Annotated in this window: 15 protein-coding genes; 1 reads left to right on the top strand and 14 read right to left on the bottom strand. The window is 69.1% G+C overall.

Annotated features, from left to right (window positions below; all coding sequences use genetic code 11):
• Positions 1 to 142 precede the first annotated feature (142 nt).
• A complete protein-coding gene (locus tag GXN78_RS36195; protein ID WP_164256259.1) occupies positions 143 to 1,360 on the top strand; it encodes a cytochrome P450 in 1,218 nt (405 codons plus the stop codon).
• 15 nt (positions 1,361 to 1,375) lie between these two features.
• Here GXN78_RS36195 and GXN78_RS36200 read toward each other — a convergent pair whose 3' ends face one another.
• From GXN78_RS36200 to lpdA, 14 genes are all read right to left on the bottom strand, one after another.
• Positions 1,376 to 2,743 (bottom strand): sigma-54 dependent transcriptional regulator, encoded by a 1,368-nt coding sequence (locus GXN78_RS36200; RefSeq protein ID WP_106559886.1) that lies wholly within the window; start codon positions 2,741 to 2,743, stop codon positions 1,376 to 1,378.
• Positions 2,740 to 4,542: an ATP-binding protein gene (locus GXN78_RS36205; RefSeq protein WP_239143121.1), complete on the bottom strand. Its 1,803-nt coding sequence runs from the start codon at positions 4,540 to 4,542 to the stop codon at positions 2,740 to 2,742. Before GXN78_RS36205 ends, GXN78_RS36200 begins: the two co-directional genes overlap by 4 nt.
• A gap of 124 nt (positions 4,543 to 4,666) precedes the next feature.
• Positions 4,667 to 5,662: a cytochrome d ubiquinol oxidase subunit II gene (locus tag GXN78_RS36210; RefSeq protein WP_164256412.1), complete on the bottom strand. Its 996-nt coding sequence runs from the start codon at positions 5,660 to 5,662 to the stop codon at positions 4,667 to 4,669.
• 5 nt (positions 5,663 to 5,667) lie between these two features.
• Positions 5,668 to 7,092, bottom strand: coding sequence for a cytochrome ubiquinol oxidase subunit I (locus GXN78_RS36215; protein WP_106559889.1), 1,425 nt, complete (start codon positions 7,090 to 7,092; stop codon positions 5,668 to 5,670).
• 46 nt (positions 7,093 to 7,138) lie between these two features.
• Complete coding sequence (locus tag GXN78_RS36220; RefSeq protein WP_106559890.1) at positions 7,139 to 7,792, bottom strand: DUF6781 family protein; 654 nt, start codon at positions 7,790 to 7,792, stop codon at positions 7,139 to 7,141.
• Between the two features lie 10 nt (positions 7,793 to 7,802).
• Positions 7,803 to 8,555: an acetoacetyl-CoA reductase gene (phbB, locus tag GXN78_RS36225; protein WP_106559891.1), complete on the bottom strand. Its 753-nt coding sequence runs from the start codon at positions 8,553 to 8,555 to the stop codon at positions 7,803 to 7,805.
• A 40-nt stretch (positions 8,556 to 8,595) separates the two neighbouring features.
• A complete protein-coding gene (locus tag GXN78_RS36230; protein ID WP_106559892.1) occupies positions 8,596 to 9,780 on the bottom strand; it encodes an acetyl-CoA C-acetyltransferase in 1,185 nt (394 codons plus the stop codon).
• A 50-nt stretch (positions 9,781 to 9,830) separates the two neighbouring features.
• Positions 9,831 to 11,303: a class I poly(R)-hydroxyalkanoic acid synthase gene (gene phaC, locus GXN78_RS36235; RefSeq protein ID WP_106559893.1), complete on the bottom strand. Its 1,473-nt coding sequence runs from the start codon at positions 11,301 to 11,303 to the stop codon at positions 9,831 to 9,833.
• A gap of 12 nt (positions 11,304 to 11,315) precedes the next feature.
• Positions 11,316 to 12,650, bottom strand: coding sequence for an NAD(P)/FAD-dependent oxidoreductase (locus GXN78_RS36240; RefSeq protein WP_106559894.1), 1,335 nt, complete (start codon positions 12,648 to 12,650; stop codon positions 11,316 to 11,318).
• Positions 12,651 to 12,682: 32 nt separating this feature from the next.
• Positions 12,683 to 14,026, bottom strand: coding sequence for a dicarboxylate/amino acid:cation symporter (locus GXN78_RS36245; protein ID WP_106559895.1), 1,344 nt, complete (start codon positions 14,024 to 14,026; stop codon positions 12,683 to 12,685).
• A 19-nt stretch (positions 14,027 to 14,045) separates the two neighbouring features.
• A complete protein-coding gene (gene lipA / locus GXN78_RS36250; protein WP_106559896.1) occupies positions 14,046 to 14,990 on the bottom strand; it encodes a lipoyl synthase in 945 nt (314 codons plus the stop codon).
• Between the two features lie 10 nt (positions 14,991 to 15,000).
• On the bottom strand, positions 15,001 to 17,283 hold the full coding sequence (locus GXN78_RS36255) for an NADP-dependent malic enzyme (RefSeq protein ID WP_106559897.1): 2,283 nt from the start codon (positions 17,281 to 17,283) through the stop codon (positions 15,001 to 15,003).
• A 43-nt stretch (positions 17,284 to 17,326) separates the two neighbouring features.
• Positions 17,327 to 18,121 (bottom strand): alpha/beta fold hydrolase, encoded by a 795-nt coding sequence (locus GXN78_RS36260; protein WP_106559898.1) that lies wholly within the window; start codon positions 18,119 to 18,121, stop codon positions 17,327 to 17,329.
• 11 nt (positions 18,122 to 18,132) lie between these two features.
• Positions 18,133 to 19,893 carry a dihydrolipoyl dehydrogenase gene (gene lpdA / locus GXN78_RS36265; RefSeq protein ID WP_106559899.1) on the bottom strand — a complete coding sequence of 587 codons (1,761 nt, stop codon included), beginning with the start codon at positions 19,891 to 19,893 and terminating at the stop codon, positions 18,133 to 18,135.
• Positions 19,894 to 19,903 lie beyond the last annotated feature (10 nt).

Below are 19,903 nucleotides of genomic sequence, written 5' to 3' on the forward strand. Positions count from 1 at the left end.
GTAAATCAAGGGGCCGTGGCCGCGTCTGTCCCCGTGTCGCGTGACACATCGCCATGCCGGGATCGTCCCCGCAGGAGGGGACTGACGCGCGGCGCAGGCCATGCCCCAATCTCCTGCATCCCCCCAAGCAAGGAGCCTGTGCATGACCGACGCCGCCGAAGCCGTCGCCCTTCGCGAAGCGCCCGTGCTGGACATCGATCCCTATTCGATCGAGGTGCTGCGCGATCCCTATTCTTTCCACGAGGCGCTGCGCGAAGCCGGCCCGGTGGCCCTGATCAAGCCGCACGGCGTCTACGCCGTGGGGCGCCATGCGGAGGCGAAGACGGTGCTGTCCGATCACGCGCGCTTCGCCAACGCCGGCGGCATCGGCATCCAGGACATCCGCAAGCCAGGCGACTTTCGCATCCCCAGCCGCCTGCTGGAAGCCGACCCGCCGGATCACACGAAGATCCGCACCGTGGTCACGCGGCTCTTGTCGCCGCTGGTGATCCGCAAGTGGAAGGAAGGCTTCGAGCGCAAGGCCGAGGCCCTGGTGGACCAATTGCTGGCGCAGCGCGAGTTCGACGGCGTGGAGGACTGCGCCGAACGCTTCGTCCTCGAGGCCTTCCCGGCGGCCGTGGGCGTTCAGCTCCCCCGCACCGAGACGCTCGCCATCGGCGAGATGCGCTTCAACCAGAGCGGCCCCGCGAATGCGCTGTACGAACGCGCCATCCAGGCCGCGCAGCCCTACCTGGCCTGGTTCGAGGAGAGCGTGTCGCGCCAGGGCGTGATCCCCGGCTCGATCGCCGAACTGCTGTTTCGCGCCGAGGATGCGGGCGAGCTCGACGAGGGCATCGCCTCCAACGTGGTGCGCAGCTTCGTGGGCGGCGGCACCGATTCCACCATCGCCGGCATCGGCTTCACGCTGCACCAGCTGGCGAAGAACCCGGCGCAGTGGGATCGCGTTCGCAGCGAGCCGGCCAAGGTGAAGGCCGCGTTCGAGGAAGGCATCCGGCACGAGACGCCGTTCCAGGTGACCTACCGCACCACGCGCGGCGAGACCGAGCTGTCGGGCGTTCGACTCAATGCCGACACCAAGGTCGGCGTGTTCATGGGCGCCGCAAACCGCGATCCGCGCCAGTTCGCCGATCCCGATCGCTTCGACGTCGACCGCCCCGCGCTTGCCGGCAACCATGTGGCGCTCGGCCATGGCATCCATGCCTGCATCGGCCAGATGCTGGCCCGGCAGGAGTCCGAAGCGCTCATCGGCGCCCTGGCGCGCCGGGTGGCCCGCATGGAGCTCAGCGCGCCCGCCAGCTACCGCCCGATCAACCAGATGCGCACGCTCGACAAGCTGCCGATGCGCATCGTGTCGGCATGACCGGGCCCACGCCTCTCACTGGGACTTGAATTCTTCCGCCGTGATGCCCAGCTTGCGCAGCTTGTCGTGCAGCGTCTGCCGCGCGATCGCCAGCGCGCTGGCGGTGGCCGGCTGGTCCCCCTGGTGCTTGCGCAAGGCCTCGACGATCACCGCCCGCTCGAAGGACTCCACCTGCTGCGGCAGCCCGCGCGGCAACGCGGGCTCGCCCTCGGCGCTGCCGCGCGCCAGCGTCAGGCGCTCGCCCAGCAGACCCAGCACGAAGCGGTCGGCCACGTTGCGCAGCTCGCGCACGTTGCCGGGCCAGGCGTAGGCCATCAGGTCGGCGACCTGCGCGCCGCTCAGGATCGGCGCGACGCGCCCGTAGCGTGCGGCCGCCAGCAGCGAGAAATGCTCGAACAGCAGCGGGATGTCCTCGCGCCGCTCGCGCAGCGGCGGCAGCTCGATGAAGGCAACGCCGAGGCGGTAGTACAGGTCGGCCCTGAACTTCTGCCGGTCGCTCATGTCCTTGAGGTCTTCCTTGCTCGCAGCCACCACGCGGCAGTCGAAGGGGATGGCCCGGTTGGAGCCGATGCGCTCGATCGAGCGCTCCTGCAGGGCACGCAGCAGCTTGATCTGCACCGCCAGCGGCATGCTCTCGATCTCGTCGAGAAAGAGCGTGCCGCCATGGGCGTATTCGAACTTGCCCACCCGCACGCGGTTGGCGCTGGTGAAGGCGCCGGCCTCGTGGCCGAACAACTCGCTCTCGGCCAGCGCCTCCGGCAGGCCGCCGCAGTTGAGCGGCACGAAATGCTGGCGGCGGCGTTCGCTGTGCTCGTGCAGGCAGCGGGCGACGAGCTCCTTACCAGTCCCCGTCTCGCCGTAGATCAGCACATCGGCCGAGGTCTCGGCCAGCGTCATCACGGTGCGGCGCACCTGCTGCATCTGCGCCGAGCGGCCGATCAGCACCGCCTGGATGCCGTGCCAGTTCTCCAGCGCGTCGCGCAGCGCGCGCACCTGCAGCGTGAGCTGCCGGCGCTCGATGGCGTGGCGCACGATCGCCACCAGCCGCTCGGAGCTGAAAGGCTTCTCGATGAAGTCGTAGGCACCCTCGCGCATGGCCTGCACCGCCATGGCGATGTGGCCGTGGCCGGTGACCAGGATGACGGGCAGCTCGGCGTCGGCGTTGCGCAGCTCGAGCAGCCATTCGGTGCCGCTCAGGCCCGGCAGGCGAACGTCGCTGACCACGATGGCCGGCACGCCGAAGCTGATCTGCGCACGCGCGCGCTCCGCGCTCGCGAAGGCTTCGACCTCGAAGCCGGCCAGGGTCAGCATCTGGGTCGTGCTGAGCCGGACGTCCTCGTCGTCCTCGACCAGCAGCACGCGGATGGCAGGGGCTTCGCTCACTTGTTGATCACTCCTTCCAGCTGGGGGCTGGCAACGTTGTGGATAGCGACCGGCAGGTCGACGACGAAGCAGGCGCCGCCCTCCGGCAGGTTGGCCGCACGCAGCGTGCCGTCCATGGCCCGCACCAATTGTGCCGAGATCACGAGGCCCAGGCCCAGCCCGGTGCCCGCCGGCTTGCTGGTGACGAAGGGCTCGAACAGGCGCGGCAGGATGTCCGGCGCAATGCCCGGCCCGCTGTCGCTCACGCGCAGCATCACGCGGCCCTCCTGCGGCCTTGCCTCCAGCCGCAGTGTGCGCCGGGGCGAAGCCTGCATCGCGTCGATGGCGTTGCGCATCAGGTTGACCAGCACGCTGCCCAGCGCGGCTTCCTCGGCCATCACGCTCAGCGTGGCGGGCTGCACATCGAGCTCGATGGCGACGCCGTTCTTCTTCGAGGCCTCGGCGACGATGAGCTGCGCATCGGCCACGGCCTGCGCCAGCGCCACCGGCGCGCGTTGCAGCTCGCCCTTGTGCGCAAAGTTCTTGAGCTGCGAGGTCAGGCGCGCCAGGCGGTCGACCATGCCGCGGATGCGCTGCAGGTTGCCGCGCACGTCGTCGAAGCGGCTCTTGTCGAGCAGGATGGCGGCACTCTCCGAGAGCGTGCGCATCGCCGTGAGCGGCTGATTCAGCTCGTGCACCACGCCGGCCGACATCTGGCCCAGCGCGGCCATCTTGCCGGCATGCACCAGCTCGCCCTGGGCCGCGCGCAGCTGCGCGGTGCGCGCGACCACGGTCGATTCGAGGCTGTCGTGCGCCGCCTGCAGCGCGGCCTGGTTGGCGAGCTTCTGGCGCACGGCGCGGCGGCGCTGCCACAGCGTGACGGCGATCAGCAGCAGCACCGCCATGGCCAGGCTCGCCGTGACGGCCGCATAACGCGCACCCACGCGCACCGGCGCCAGGTCGTCGAGCACCACCAGCTGCCAGGGCGCGCCGCGCAGCGCGCGCCTCGAGGCGAGCTGGTCCACGCCGTCGAGCGCGACGATCTGCACGTCGCGCGCCAGCGCCTCCTTCTGCGTCCACTGCAGCGGCTCCAGGCCGGCCTCGCCGTAGGGGCGCGAGCGCTGCACCTCGGCGCGCTGCAAGGACTCCAGCGGCCGCAGCGGCCGGAACTTCAGGTCGTCGCGGGTGGCCAGGATCACCACGCCGCGCTGATCGATCAACATCACGTGGCCCGGCAGCAGGCGCCAGGCGCGCTCGGACTCCTCGAGATTGACCTTGACCGCCACCACGCCGCGCGCCGGCTGGTCGCGGCGCAGGGCATACGAAAGGTAGTAGCCGGGCTTGCGGCTGGTGATGCCGACGCCGTAGAAGCGGCCCCTGCCCTGCCGCAGCGCATCGATCACGTAGGGCCGGAACGACAGGTCCTGGCCGACGGTGGTGCCCGGCCGGTTCCAGTCGGAGGCGGCCAGCGAGGTACCGGCGGCGTCGAGCACATAGAGCATCTCCGCGCCCGCGGTGGCATTGACGCCGTCGAGATAGCGGTTGACCGCGTCGCGCAGGCCCGCATCCGACGGCGCGCCGAGCAGCGCGGGGACGACGGGCGTCATCTCCAGCAGCGCGGGCAGGTACTCGAAACGGGCCAGGTCGGCATCGAGCCCGGTCGCGAGCATGTCGAGGCGGTGGTCGGCCGCCTCGCGCAACCGCGCCAGGCCGTTCTGCATGGCGAGCTGATGGCCGGCGACGGCGGCCAGGACCACCAGCGCCAGCGCGCCGCACCAGCGCGGCAGGCCGCGCCAGCGTCTTGGTGTCTCAGAAGGCAAATCGAAGCGCCGGGCCGGCTCCCTTGAAGTCATGAACCCGTTATTGCACAAAGGCCGCATGGGCCGCATCGGGGGCAGCCCGGTGGTGCGGATCGCGGAGGGTGCATCCCAGGCCCATGTCCCCTCAGGCATAGCGCAGTTCGCCGGTCTTGCCGCGGAAGACCCGGTAGGAGAACACCGTGTAGCCCACGATGGCCGGCACCGAGATGCAGGCGCCCACCAGGATCACCTTGAGCGCCGCTGCACTGCTCGCGGCCTGCCAGATTGTGAGCTGGCCGATCACCACGTAGGGAAAGATGCTGTAGGCCAGCCCCAGGAAGCCGAGCACGAACACCATGATGAGCAGCACGAACGGCAGCCAGCACACCGGCCCGCGCACGATGCGCGTGTCCAGCAGGCCGCGCACGGCGAGCAACGCCGCGCCGGTCATGAGCGGAATGGCGGCCAGCGCCAGGATCTCGGGCAGCGCGAACCAGCGCTCGCGCACCTCGGGGCTGACCCAGGGCGTGGCCATCGAGATCAGCACCATGCCGCCGACCATCGGTGCCCAGGCGGTGCGCGCCCATTGCACGGCGCGCTCCTGCAGCGCGCCTTCGGTCTTCATGACGAGCCAGGTCGCGCCCATCAGCACGTAGGCCATCGGCAGCGCCACCGCGATGGCCGCAGCGAACAATGGGTAGTTCCAGCCGGTGCCGAAGCCGCTGACGTAGCGCCCGAGCATCCAGCCCTGCGCCACCGAGGCCAGCGTCGAGCCGGCGAAGAAGAGCCGGTCCCAGGTGCGCTTGTGGCTGTCGCGCGCTTTCACGCGGAAGTCGAAGGCCACGCCGCGCAGCGTCAGGCCGATGAGCATCAGCGCCACCGGCAGGTAGAGCTCGCCGAGCACCAGGCCGTGCGCCTTGGGGAAGGCCACCAGCAGGATGCCCACGCCCAGCACCAGCCAGGTCTCGTTGGCGTCCCAGAACGGGCCGATGGAGGCGACCATCACGTCCTTCTCGGCGTCGGTGGCGCGGTGCATGAGCATGCCCACGCCGAGGTCGTAGCCGTCGCTGATCACGTAGACCAGCATCGACACGCCCATCAGCACCATGAAGATCACCGGCAGCGCGGCGTCGAAGCTCATGGCGGTCATGCTGGGCCTCCTTCGGTCACAGGTGAAGTGATGTTCGTGATCGCAGTGATCGCGCCGGGGGGCGTCGCGGCCCGCTCGGCGGCCTCGCCCGCCAGCACCTCCTCGGGCTTCTCCGCCATGTACTTGAGCACCGCGACATAGGCCACGATAAGCGCCAGGTACAGCGCGACATAGAGCGCCAGCGTGAGCCCGATCATCGCGGACGGCACCTTCGACACCACGTCCGCGGTGCGCACCAGGCCGTAGACGATGTAGGGCTGGCGCCCGATCTCGGTGACGTACCAGCCCGCCACCGTGGCCACCCAGCCCGAGAAGGTCATGCCCGCGAACAGCCACAGCAGCGCGCGCGGCAGCCGCGCCGGCTGCCACCGCGCGCGCCGATACAGCCACCAGCCGAGCCAGCTCGTGGCCAGCATCAGCATGCCCATGCCGACCATGATGCGGAAGGCGAAGAACATCGGCAGCGGCGGCGGATGCGCGCCGGCGAAGTCGTTGAGCCCGCGGATCTCGCCATCGGCCTCGTGCGTGAGGATCAGGCTCGCGCCCTTCGGCACCGCGATCTCGAAGCGATTGCTGCGCGACTCGGCGTCGGGAATGGCGAACAGCAGCAGCGGCACGCCGCGCGCGGTCTCCCACACGCCTTCCATCGCGGCGATCTTGGCGGGCTGGTGCTTCAGCGTGTTGAGGCCGTGCATGTCGCCCACCACGATCTGCAGCGGGACCAGCACCGCCGCCAGCGTGAGCCCCACGCGCATCACGCGCGCCGCGCTGCGCTGCCCCACGCCGCGCAGCACCTGCCAGGCCGACAGGCCGATCAGCAGGAAGGCGCAGGTCAGCGCCGAGGCCAGCAGCATGTGCGCGAAGCGGTACGGGAACGAGGGGTTGAACACCACCGCCAGCCAGCTCGCGACATGGAACTCGCCGTCCACGATCTCGTGGCCCGCGGGCGTCTGCATCCACGAGTTGAGCGCCAGGATCCAGAAGGCCGAGAGCGTGGTGCCGAAGGCCACCATGAAGGTCGACATCAAGTGAACGCGCTCGCCCACCTTGCCGTGCCCGAACAACATCACGCCGAGAAAGCCCGCCTCCAGGAAGAAGGCAGTGAGCACCTCGTAGCCCAGCAGCGGCCCCGCCACGTTGCCCACGCGCTCCATGAAGCCGGGCCAGTTGGTGCCGAACTGGAAGCTCATGGTGATGCCGCTGACCACCCCGAGCGCGAAGGTCAGCGCGAACACCTTGGTCCAGAAGCGGTAAGCGTCGAGCCAGCCCTGCGCCAGCACTCGGTCGTCGCCGCGCGTGCGCAGCCAGCGCCAGCGCAGGAACAGCAGCAGCCAGCCCAAGGCGATGCTGATCGTGGGAAACAGGATGTGGAAGGTGATGTTGGCCGCGAACTGCATGCGGGCGAGGATCAGGGCGTCCATCAGGTTCCTTTGGAGCCGGCGGCGGGGCGGCCGCCGCCGGCGTGGGTCATCGCTTCGCCGCGCCGCCCTGCTTCAAGGCGTCCGACATGCCGATGAGCACGCCGCTCACCAGCGTCGAGTAGCTGTCGATCAGCGCCTGCGAGGCGCGCAGGCCCATCGCGCGGCCGTCGCGCAGGCTCTTCTGCGTGTCTTCCACGAGCTGCTCGAGCGCCGCGGTGGCGCTCGAGCCGGTGCCGGTACGCTTGCCCTGCATCGCCTGGAAGACGCCGCTCCACGGACCGTCGGCCGGCGCCGCCTTGCGCACGCTGGCGAACAGCGTCTCCTCCATCTTCTCGATGTCGGCGAGCGCCTTCTTGAGCTGCGTCTCGCGCAGGCTCGCGCCCTGGTCGACCAGCTGCTGCAGCGCGCGCTGGTTGGCCAGCACCGCCTGCTCCATCGCCCCGTCCATGCCGGCAAAGGCCTTCGCGAGCAGCGCCTCCACATCGGGCGCGGGCAGCTTGCTGCCGGCCGCGCCGGCCGAGGCCGCCTTGGTGACCGTGCCCAGCACCTGCCGGATGTTCGCGAGCGTGAGCTCGCGGCCCTGCAGCGCCTTGAGCGTGGCCTCGTGCACCGCCTTGCGCACGGTCTCGCCCTGCTTGGCGGAGGCCTGCTCGAACTTGTTGATCAGCGCGGCCTGATCGATGCCATTCTTGAGGATCATGGTCGTCGGCTCATTGCATGTGCTGGCCGCCATTGATGGCGATGTTGGCGCCGGTCACGAACGCCGCCTCTTCCGAGGCGAGGTAGATGATCAGGCCCGCCACTTCCTCCGGCTTGCCCAGGCGGCCGACGGGGATGTGCGGCAGGATCTTGCTGTCGAGCACCTCCTTCGGAATGGCCGTGACCATCTTCGTGCCGATGTAGCCCGGCGATATGGTGTTCACGGTGACGCCCTTCTTGGCCACCTCCAGCGCCAGCGCCTTGGTGAAGCCATGCACGCCGGCCTTGGCCGCCGAGTAGTTGGTCTGGCCGAAGGCGCCCTTCGAGCCGTTCACCGACGACACGTTGATGATGCGGCCCCAGCCGCGGTCCACCATGCCGTCGGCCACCTGCTTGCTCATGTTGAACAGGCTGTCGAGGTTGGTGCGCAGCACGGCGTCCCAGTTGACGCGGTCCATCTTCTTGAAGGTCATGTCGCGCGTGATGCCGGCATTGTTGACCAGCACGTCGACCGGTCCCAGCCGCTCCTGCACCTGCGACACGGCGCTCGCGCACGAGTCGTAGTCCGCCACGTCGCAGGGCACGGCCAGGATCTCGTAGCCGCGCTGCGCCATCTGCGCCACCCAGTCGGCATGCGACTTGTTGCCCGGCGAATAGGTCACTGCGAGCTTGTAGCCCGCATCGACCATCTTGGTGGAGATCGTCTCGCCCAGGCCGCCCATGCCGCCGGTGACCAGGACCACTTTTTGCTGCTTCTCGCTCATCTGCTTTCTCCTAGGTGCGTTGTGTGACAAAGAAATCGTTTCAGGCGCGTTCGACGGCCAGCGCCACGCCCATGCCGCCGCCGATGCACAGCGACGCCAGGCCCTTGTTGGCGCCGCGGCGGCGCATCTCGTGCAGCAGCGTCACCAGCACGCGGCAGCCCGAGGCGCCGATCGGGTGGCCGATGGCGATGGCGCCGCCGTTGACGTTGATGCGGCTGGTGTCCCAGTCCATCTCGCGGTTGACCGCGCAGGCCTGTGCCGCGAAGGCCTCGTTGATCTCCATCAGGTCGAGGTCCTGCGCCTTCCAGCCGGCCTTCTTCAGCGCCAGCTGCGAGGCGGGCACTGGGCCCATGCCCATGAGCGACGGGTCCAGCCCGGCACTCGCATAGGCGCGGATCACCGCCAGCGGCTGCAGGCCGAGCGCGGCCGCGCGCGAAGCCGACATCACCAGCACCGCGGCCGCGCCGTCGTTCAGGCCCGAGGCATTGCCGGCGGTGACCGAACCGGTCTTGTCGAAGGCAGGGCGCAGGCCGGCGAGCGCATCGGCGTTGGTCTTGCGGTTCACGAACTCGTCGGCGGCAAAGACGATCGGGTCGCCCTTCTTCTGCGCAATGCCGAAGGGCAGGATCTCGTCGTCGAAGCGCCCCGCGTCCTGCGCGGCGGCGGCCTTCTGCTGCGAGGCGAGTGCGAGCGCGTCCTGCATCTCGCGGGTGATGCCGTATTTCTTCGCCACGTTCTCGGCCGTGGTGCCCATGTGGTACTGGTTGTAGACGTCCCACAGGCCGTCGACGATCATGGTGTCGACCAGCTTCCAGTCGCCCATGCGCTGGCCGTTGCGCGAGTTGGGCAGCACGTGCGGCGCGGCGCTCATGTTCTCCTGGCCGCCGGCCACCACGATCTCGGCGTCGCCGCACTTCACGGCCTGCGCCGCCAGCATCACGGCCTTCAGGCCCGAACCGCAGACCTTGTTGATGGTGAGGCCCGGCACACCGATCGGCAGCCCCGCCTTGATGACCGTCTGCCGCGCCGGGTTCTGGCCCGAGCCGGCCGCGAGCACCTGGCCGATGATCACCTCGGACACCGCATCGCCCGGCACGCCGGCCTTGGCGAGCAGGCCCTTCACCACGTGCGCACCCAGGTCGGGGGCGGCCGTGCCGGCGAGCGCGCCGCCGAACTTGCCGACCGCGGTGCGTTGCGCGGCCACGATCACGATATCGTCTGACATGAAAATCTCCTTGGGGGTTGACGTGAAGGGAATGGCGGTGGCCCGATGCCTCAGCCCGCCTTGGCTTTGACATAGCGCCCGGGCGCGGGCTCGATGACGGGAAACTCGGCGCTGCCCAATGCGCTGCGTGCGGCGACCTTCGCGCCGGCATGCGTGGCGAGCCAGTCGCTCCATCCAGGCCACCAGCTGCCGTCGATGCTTTGCGCGCCGTCCAGCCAGGCGCCGGCATCGGCGGCGAGATCGCCGACCCAGTGGTTGCGCTTTTTCTTCGCGGGCGGGTTGATCACGCCCGCGATGTGGCCGCTGGCGCCGAGCACGAAGCGGGTCTCCCCGCCGAGCAGCCGGGTGCCGGCGTAGGCGGTCTTCCACGGCACGATGTGGTCCTCGCGCGAGGCGTAGACGAAGGCCGGCGCGTCGATGCGCGACAGATCCACCGGCACGCCGCACTGCACCGTGCCGCCCGGCTCGCGCAGCTTGTTCTCCAGGTAGGTGTTGCGCAGGTACCAGCAGTACATCGGCCCCGGCAGGTTGGTGTCGTCGCCGTTCCAGTACAGCAGGTCGAAGGCCGCCGGCGCCTTGCCCTTGAGGTAGCCGTTGATCACGTAGGGCCAGATCAAGTCGTTGGCGCGCAGCGCGGCGAACACGGTCGCGAGCTCGCGGCCCTTGAGCAGGCCGCCGCGGCCGATGGTCGCTTCGCGCGTGGCCACCATGGCTTCGTCCACCATCAGGCCCAGTTCGCCCGTGTCGGAGAAGTCGAGCATCGCCGTGAGCAGCGTGACGCTGGCGGCCGGCTTCTCGCCGCGCGCGGCCGCGACGGCAAGCGCGCTGGCGAGCAGCGTGCCGCCGATGCAGAAGCCCAGCGTGCTGACCTGCTCGGCGCGGGCGATGCTGCGCGCGACCTCGAGCGCGCGCAGCACGCCTTGCTCGACGTAGTCGTCCCATCCCAGATCGCCCTGCTCGGCCGAGACATTGCGCCAGGACACGAGGAAGACGGTGTGGCCTTGCGCCACCGCATGGGCCACCAGCGAGTTCGCCGGCTGCAGGTCGAGGATGTAGAACTTGTTGATGCACGGCGGCACGATGACCAGCGGACGCTTATGCACCTTCGCCGTGGAAGGCGTGTACTGCACCAGCTGCATCAGCTCGTTCTCGAACACCACGCTGCCGGGGCTGGTCGCGACGTTGCGACCGACCTCGAAGGCCGCGTCGTCCGACATCGAGATGCGGCCCTTCGCCACGTCAGCGAGGAAGAGGCACGCGCCTTCGACCAGGCTTGCGCCGCCGGAGTCGAGCGCGGCCTGCATCGCCTCGGGGTTGGTGGCGAGGCTGTTGGCCGGGTTCATCGCATCGACCACCTGGCGCAGCGCGAAGTCCATCTGTGCCTTGCCGCGTGCGTCGAACGGCACCGTCTCCAGCGCGCTGCGCATCCAGGCGCCAAACTGCAGATGGCCTTGCGACAGGCCCTGCTGCCAGGCCTGCAGCCACGAGCTTGGGTCGAAATCGGGAGAGGAAGATGGGGTCATGGGCTTGGCTGCTCAATGCAGCTTGACATGAGGTTCGGTGCGCCGCGTGATGAGGCGCGCGAGCGTGTCGAGCGAGACCTTGACGACGCCGTGCAGCGCCAGCTCGTGCATCTTGTAGAGCGACATGTACATGAGGCGGGCGAACAGCCCTTCGATCATCAGGCTGCCGCCGATCAGGCCGCCCATCATGTTGCCCACGGTGCTGAACTCGCCGAGCGACACGAGCGAGCCGAAGTCGCGGTAGCGGTAGGGCTTGAGCGCCTTGCCGCCCAAGCGCCGGCGGATCTGCGCGGCGACGTGCGAGGCCTGCTGGTGCGCCGCCTGCGCGCGCGGCGGCACCAGGCCGCCCTTGCCGCCGTTGGCCTCGGGCCACTCGCAGGCCGCGCAGTCGCCGATGGCGAAGATGTGGGCGTCGCGCGTGGTCTGCAGGGTCGGCAGCACCGCGAGCTGGTTGCTGCGGTTAGTCTCCAGCCCCGCGATGTCCTTCATCAAGTCGGCCGCCTTCACGCCCGCGGCCCACACCACCAGCTCGGCCGGCAGCGTGCGCCCGTCGGCCAGGCGCACGCCCTCGGGCAGCACCTCGGCCACCTTGGCGGAGGTGTGCACGTCCACGCCCAGCTTGCGCAGCAGCGCCTCGGTGGCGGCCGACATGCGCGGCGGCAGCGCGGGCAGCACGCGGTCGGCGGCCTCGATCACGCTGACCTGGATGTCCTTCTCGGCGTCGACGCGGTCCAGCCCGTAGGCGATGACTTCGCGCGTGGTGCGATGCAGCTCGGCCGCCAGCTCCACCCCGGTCGCGCCCGCGCCGATGATTGCCACGTGCAGCTGCTCGGGCCGCAGCGGCGTGGTCTGAGCATGCGCTCGGATGCAGGCGTTGACCATGCGCAGGTGGAAGCGCTGCGCATCCGCCTTCGACTCGAGCCGCAGCGCATGCTCGCGCACGCCGGGCGTGCCGAAGTCGTTGCTCAGGCTGCCGATGGCGACCACCAGCGTGTCGTAGGCGAAGGCCCGTTCGGGCGTGACCAGCCGGCCTTCGTCGTCCAGGTAGGGCGCCACCTGCACCTCGCGGCGCTCGCGGTCGATGCCCGTGAGCTCGCCGAGCCGGAAGCGGAAGCGGTGCCAGTGCGCCTGCGCGAGGTAGTCGACCTCGTGCGCGCTCATGTCCATGCTGCCCGCGGCGATCTCGTGCAGCTTGGGCTTCCACACGTGGGTGCGGTGCTTGTCGACCAGCGTGATGTCCGCCATGCCGCGCTTGCCCAGCGTATCGCCGAGGCGCGTGGCCAGCTCCAGCCCGCCGGCGCCGCCGCCGACGATGACGACGCGGTGCCTCTGTACGGGGTTGTTCATGGTCGGCTGCTCCGTACAAGCATGCGATCGCTTCAGCGCGCCTGGGCCACGGGCATGTGGGTCTCGACCTGGTCGAGCACCGCCTCGGGCGCGTCGGCCTCGGCCGGCGTCTCGTTGTCCAGGATGCGCTTCATGCGTTCGGTGTCCAGGTCCTTGGTCCACTTGGCCACCACGACCGTGGCGACGCCGTTGCCGATCAGGTTGGTCAGAGCGCGCGCCTCCGACATGAAGCGGTCGATGCCCAGGATCAGCGCCAGGCCCGCCACCGGCACGTGCCCCACGGCCGACAGGGTGGCGGCCAGCACGATGAAGCCGCTGCCGGTCACGCCGGCTGCACCCTTGGAGGTCAGCAGCAGCACCAGCAGCAGGGTGATCTGCTGCGTCACGGTCATGTCGGTGTTGGTGGCCTGCGCGATGAACACGGCCGCCATCGTCAGGTAGATCGAGGTGCCGTCGAGGTTGAACGAGTAGCCGGTCGGGATGACCAGGCCGACCACCGACTTCTTGGCGCCCAGATTCTCGAGCTTGGCCATCATGCGCGGCAGCACCGATTCGCTCGAGGAGGTGCCCAGCACGATCAGCAGCTCTTCCTTGATGTACTTGATGAACTTCCAGATGCTGAAGCCATGCGCCCGCGCGATGCCGCCGAGAATGACGAAGATGAAGAGCAGGCAGGTGGCGTAGAAGGTCGCCATCAGCTGGCCGAGCTGCAGCAGCGAGCCGACGCCGTACTTGCCGATGGTGAACGCCATCGCACCGAACGCGCCGATCGGTGCCACCTTCATGATGTAGCCGACGATGACGAACAGCACGTGAGAGAACTTCTCGATGAAGTCGAACACCATCGTGCCGCGCCCGCCGAACTTGTGCAGCGCGAAGCCGAACATCACGGCGAACAGCAGCACCTGCAGGATCTCGCCCTTGGCGAAGGCATCGACCACCGTGCTCGGGATCACATGCAGCAGGAAGTCGACCGTGCCTTGCATCTGCCCCGGCGCCGTATAGGCGGCGATCGCCTTGGTGTCGAGCTGGCTCACGTCGATGTTCATGCCGGCGCCCGGCCGCACGATGTTGATGATGACCAGGCCCACGATCAGCGCGATGGTGCTGACGATCTCGAAGTACAGGAGCGCCAGGCCGCCGGTCTTGCCGACCTTCTTCATGTCTTCCATGCCGGCGATGCCGACCACCACCGTGCAGAAGATGATCGGCGCGATGATCATCTTGATCAGCTTGATGAAGCCGTCGCCCAGCGGCTTCATGGCCGCGCCGGTCTGCGGGTAGAAATGGCCCAGCAGAACGCCGATGACGATCGCGGTGATGACCTGGAAGTACAGGGACTTGTAGAAGGGCTTGGATACGGGTTGGTGGTCCACGAAGGTCTCCTAGAAAATTTCAGACGCCGGCGGCATGCGCCTGCCGGTCGGCGTGGTAGCTCGACCGCACGAGCGGTTCGCAGGCGGCATGGGCGAAGCCCATGGCGCGCGCCTGCTGCGCGAGCGTTTCGAACTGCGCGGGGGCGACGTAGCGCTCCACCGGCAGGTTGCCGGGGCGCGGCTGCAGATACTGGCCGACGGTGAGCATGTCCACGCCATGGTGGCGCAGGTCGCGCATCACGTCGAGCACTTCGTCGTCGGTCTCGCCCAGGCCCAGCATCAGGCCGGACTTGGTGGGCACGTCGGGGCAGCGCGCGCGGAACGACTGCAGCAGTTGCAAGGAGTGCAGGTAGTCGGCGCCGGGGCGCGCCTGGCGGTACAGGCGCGGCACGGTCTCGAGGTTGTGGTTCATCACGTCCGGCGGGTCGGCGACGAGGATGTCGAGCGCAACCTCGGCGCGACCGCGGAAGTCGGGCGTGAGCACCTCGATCTGCGTGCCCGGCGACTGCGCGCGCACCGCGCGGATGCACGCCGCGAAATGCGCCGCACCGCCGTCGCGCAGGTCGTCGCGGTCGACGCTGGTGATCACCACGTACTTCAGGCGCAGCCGTGCAACCGTCTCGGCCAGGTGCTGCGCCTCCAGCGGGTCGGGCGGCTGTGGGCGGCCATGGGCCACGTCGCAGAAGGGGCAGCGGCGCGTGCAGAGGTCACCCAGCACCATGAAGGTGGCCGTGCCCTTGCCGAAGCACTCGCCGATGTTCGGGCAGGACGCCTCTTCGCACACGGTGTGCAGGCTGGCCTCGCGCAGTGTGCGCTTCACCTCGCGAAAGCTGTCGCTTTGCAAGACGCGCACGCGGATCCAGTCGGGCTTGCGCAGGGCCGGGCCCGCCTCGGCCACGCGGATCGGTATCCGGCGCGTCTTGGCGGCCCCGCGCTGCGGGCCGTGGAGCACGGTATCGCTCATGGCCGTCCCGTCAGGCTGCGCCGCGCTGCGAGTTGGCATCGACCACCGCCAGCGCCGTCATGTTGACGATGCGGCGCACGGTGGACGACGGCGTGAGGATGTGCACCGAGCGTGCCGCGCCCAGCAGGATGCCGCCGACCGTGATGCCGCTGCCGGCCGCGATGCGCAGCAGGTTGTAGGAAATGTTGGCCGCGTCGACGTTGGGCATGATGAGCACGTTGGCCTCGGTCTCCAGCGCCGAGTCCGGGAACTCGTGGTCGAGGATCGACTTCGACAGCGCCGCATCGCCGCGCATCTCCCCTTCCACCGCGAGCTGCGGATCGCTCGCCTTGATGAGCGCGAGCGCCTCGCGCATCTTCACGGCCGAGGCCGCGCTCGAGCCGCCGAAGTTGGAGTGCGACAGCAGCGCCACGCTGGGCGTCACGCCGAAGCGGCGCACCTCTTCGGCCGCGAGCAGCGCGATCTCGGCGACCTGCGCCGCATCGGGGTCGCGGTTGACGTGCGTGTCGCAGATGAAGAGCTGGCGGCCCGGCAGCATCAGCATCTGCATGGCGGCCAGGGTCTTCGTGCCGGGGCGCAGGCCGATCACGTCGCGCACATGGTGCAGGTGGTCGCCGTAGCCGCCGAGCGTGCCGCACAGCATGGCGTCGGCACGGCCCTGGCGCACCAGCATTGCCGCGAGCAGCGTGCCGCGGCTGCGCATCTCGGTCTGCGCCACCAGGCGCGAGACGCCCTCGCGGCGCTTGAGCTGGTAGTAGGCCTCGGCGGCGTCATCGTGCACGGCGGGGTCGAGCAGGTCGACGGCCTCGCAGTCGCTTCCCAGTGCCAGGCGCAGGCCGTACTGCGCGATGCGCTCGGCGATCACCTCGGGGCGGCCCAGCAACAGCGGCCGCGCCAGGCCTTCGTCCACCACGACCTGGGCGGCGCGCAGCACGCGCTCGTCCTCGCCCTCGGCGTAGACCACGCGCTTGGGCGACTGCTTGGCGGCCGCGAACAGCGGCTGCATGCTGCTGCCCGACTGGTAGACGAACTGCGACAGGCGCTGGCGGTAGGCCTTCATGTCGGCGATCGGCCGCGTCGCCACGCCGCTGTCGACCGCGGCCTGCGCCACCGCGGGCGCGACGACCTCGATCAGGCGCGGGTCGAAGGGCTTGGGGATCAGGTAGTCGCGGCCGAAGCGCAGGCCGAGCGCGCCATAGGCCTGCGCCACCACTTCGGGAATCTCGGCGTGCGCGAGCTCCGCGATGGCGCGCACGGCGGCGAGCTTCATCTCCTCGTTGATGGTGGTGGCGCCCACGTCGAGCGCGCCGCGGAAGATGAACGGAAAACACAGGACGTTGTTGACCTGGTTCGGATAGTCCGAGCGCCCGGTGCCGAGGATGGCGTCGGGGCGCGCAGCCAGCGCGTCCTCTGGCAAGATCTCAGGCGTCGGGTTGGCCATCGCGAGAATGATCGGGTCGCGCGCCATCTCCTTGACCATTTCGGGCTTGAGCACCCCGCCGGCCGAGAGGCCGAGGAAGATGTCGGCACCGCCGATCACGTCGGCCAGTTTGCGCGCCGAGGTGTCCTGCGCATAGCGGGCCTTGTTCGGATCCATCTGCTCCTTGCGGCCGGTGTAGACCACGCCCGCGCTGTCCGACACGTAGATGTTGTGCATCGGCAGGCCGAGGCTCACGATCAGGTCGAGACAGGCCAAGGCCGCCGCGCCGGCGCCCGAGGCCACCAGCTTCACCTCGCGGATGTCCTTCTTCACGTGCCGCAGCGCATTGAGGATGGCGGCCGCCGCGACGATGGCGGTGCCGTGCTGGTCGTCGTGGAAGACCGGGATCTTCATGCGCTCGCGCAGCTTCTTCTCGATGTAGAAGCACTCGGGCGCCTTGATGTCCTCGAGGTTGATGCCGCCGAAGGTGGGCTCCATGCGCGCGATGGTGTCGATCAGCGCATCGGGGTCGGTCTCGTCGAGCTCGATGTCGAACACGTCGATGCCGGCGAACTTCTTGAAGAGGCAGCCCTTGCCTTCCATCACCGGCTTGCCGGCCAGCGCGCCGATGTTGCCGAGTCCTAGCACCGCCGTGCCATTGGTGATGACCGCCACCAGGTTGGCGCGCGAGGTGAGGTTCATGGCCTCGGCCGGGTCGCGGGCGATCTCCATGCAGGCGTCGGCCACGCCGGGCGAGTAGGCGAGCGCCAGATCGCGCTGCGTGGCCATCGGCTTGGTCGGGTTCACCGAGATCTTGCCGGGCGTGGGATAGCGGTGGTAGTCGAGGGCGGCTTCGCGCAGGTTGTCGGACATGGGTGTTGTCTCCGTGTGTCTGTCTGTACTGAGGGTGTCGGGATCAGCGCGGGGCGAGCGCGCAGGCGTCGCCCAGCCAGCCGTGCAGGCCGCACAGCAGCGCTTCCGGTTGATCCGCGTGCACCCAGTGGCCGGCCTCGGGGACGTGCTCCAGCTGCGCGCAGGGAAACATCGCCTGGATGCGGGGATGCGAATCGGGTCGCACGTAGTCGGATTCCGCCGCCGCGAAGAACAGGGCCGGCCCGTCGTAGCGTTCGCGCAGCAACTGTTCCGGGAACCCGCAAAGGTCCGGCATGCACAAGGCCGTCGCCATCAGATTGAGCCGCCAGTCGAAGCGCTCGTTCTGGCGTCGCAGGTTCTGCATCATGAATTCCGCCGGCGCGGTGCCGCCCAGGCTGTCCATCAGCGCCTGGCTGATCCGTCGGCGGCTCGCCGCAGCAGCGGCGTCGAGGCCCCGCATCGCGGACACATGCGACGCGAACTGGTCGGAATAGCTCTCCGGCGCGATGTCGATCACCGCGACGCCTCCAATGGCCTCCGGATGGCCGAGCGCCAGGGCCATCGCGGTCTTGCCGCCCATGCTATGACCGGCCACGAAGGGCCGCTGCAGCCCCTCCCGTTCGATGAGCGCGAGCACGTCGTGCGCCATCTCGGGGTACGACATGGTCTCGGCCCACGGCGAAGCACCGTGGTTGCGGGCATCGGGCAGGTAGACCCGGTAGTCCGCGGCCAGCGATTGCGCGACATGGGTCCAGTTGCGTCCCGCGCCGAACAGGCCATGCAGGATCACGACAGGCGGCCCTTCTCCCAGCGCCTCAAAGGCAAGTTGAATAGGCATGGCAGCGCGTCCTACTTCTTCTTCACCGGGGGCAGGTCGGTGCAGACGCCCTCGAAGAGTTCGGCCGCCATGCCGATGGATTCACCGAGCGTGGGGTGCGGGTGGATGGTCTTGCCAATGTCGCCCGGCTCGCAGCCCATCTCGATGGCCAGGCACAGCTCGCTGACCAGGTCGCCCGCATGCGTGCCGACGATGCCGCCGCCGACGATGCGGTGCGTGGCCTCGTCGAACAGCAGCTTGGTGAAGCCCTCGTCGCGCCCGTTGGCGATGGCACGGCCCGATGCGGCCCAGGGGAACACGGCCTTGCCGACCTTCAGGCCCTCGGCCTTGCACTGCTCCTCGGTCTTGCCCGCCCACGCGACCTCGGGGTCGGTGTAGGCCACCGAGGGAATCTGCCGCGCGTCGAAGAAAGCCGGCTCGCCGTGCGCCGCTTCGGCCGCCACGTGCGCCTCGTGCACCGCCTTGTGCGCGAGCATGGGCTGGCCGACGATGTCGCCGATGGCGTAGATGTGCGGCACGTTGGTGCGCATCTGCTTGTCCACATCGATGAAGCCGCGCTCGGTGACCGCCACGCCGGCCTTGTCGGCGCCGATCTTCTTGCCGTTGGGGCTGCGGCCCACGGCCACCAACACCAGGTCGTAGACCTGCGGCTCCTTCGGCGCCTTCTCGCCTTCGAAGCTGACCTCGATGCCGGCCTTTGTCGCCTTGCCGCCGACGGTCTTCGTCTTGAGCATCACGTTGTCGAAGCGCGGCGCGTTGAACTTCTCCCACACCTTGACGAGGTCGCGGTCGGCGCCCTGCATCAGGCCGTCGAGCATCTCGACCACGTCGATGCGCGTGCCCAGCGTCGAGTAGACGGTCGCCATCTCCAGCCCGATGATGCCGCCGCCGATCACCAGCATGCGCTTCGGAATGCCCTTGAGCAGCAGCGCGCCGGTGGAGTCGACCACGCGCTCGTCCTCGGGCATGAAGGGCAGCTTCACGGACTGCGAGCCCGCGGCGATGATGGCCTTGGCGAACTTCACCACCTTCTTCGCGCCGCCCTCGCCCACCACCTCGACGTGGTGCGGATCGAGGAAGCTGCCGACGCCGGTGACGACCTCGACCTTGCGTGCCTTCGCCATGCCGGCTAGGCCGCCGGTGAGTTTCTTGACGACGCCCTCCTTGAAGCCGCGCAGTGCGTCGATGTCGATCTCGGGCGCGGTGTACTTGATGCCGTGCTTTCCGAGCAGCTTCACCTCGTCCATGACGCCGGCCGTGTGCAGCAGCGCCTTCGACGGGATGCAGCCAACGTTGAGGCACACGCCGCCGAGCGTGGCGTAGCGCTCTACCAGCACCGTCTTCATGCCGAGGTCGGCGCTGCGGAAGGCGGCGGAGTAGCCGCCGGGGCCGGCGCCGAGCACGAGCACCTCGCATTCGATGTCAGCCTTGCCGGCATAGCTGCCGGCCGTGGGTGCGGGTGCGGCGGTAACCGGTGCCGCAGCGGCTGCCGGTGCGGGCGCAGGGGCCGGGGCCGCAGCGGGAGCGGCTGCCGATGTTTCGACCACCAGGATCACCGAGCCTTCGCTCACCTTGTCCCCCAGCGCGACCTTCAGCTCCTTCACAGTCCCCGCATGGCTCGACGGAATCTCCATCGAGGCCTTGTCGGACTCCACCATGATCAGGCCGGTATCGACCGCAATGACCTCGCCGGGCTTGACCAGCAGCTCGATGATCGCGACATCCTTGAAGTCGCCGATGTCGGGAACCTTGACTTCCACCATGTTTGCCATTGGGGAGCTT

Origin of the sequence: Variovorax sp. WS11, from assembly GCF_010499245.1 — a bacterium.
Lineage (GTDB): Bacteria > Pseudomonadota > Gammaproteobacteria > Burkholderiales > Burkholderiaceae_C > Variovorax.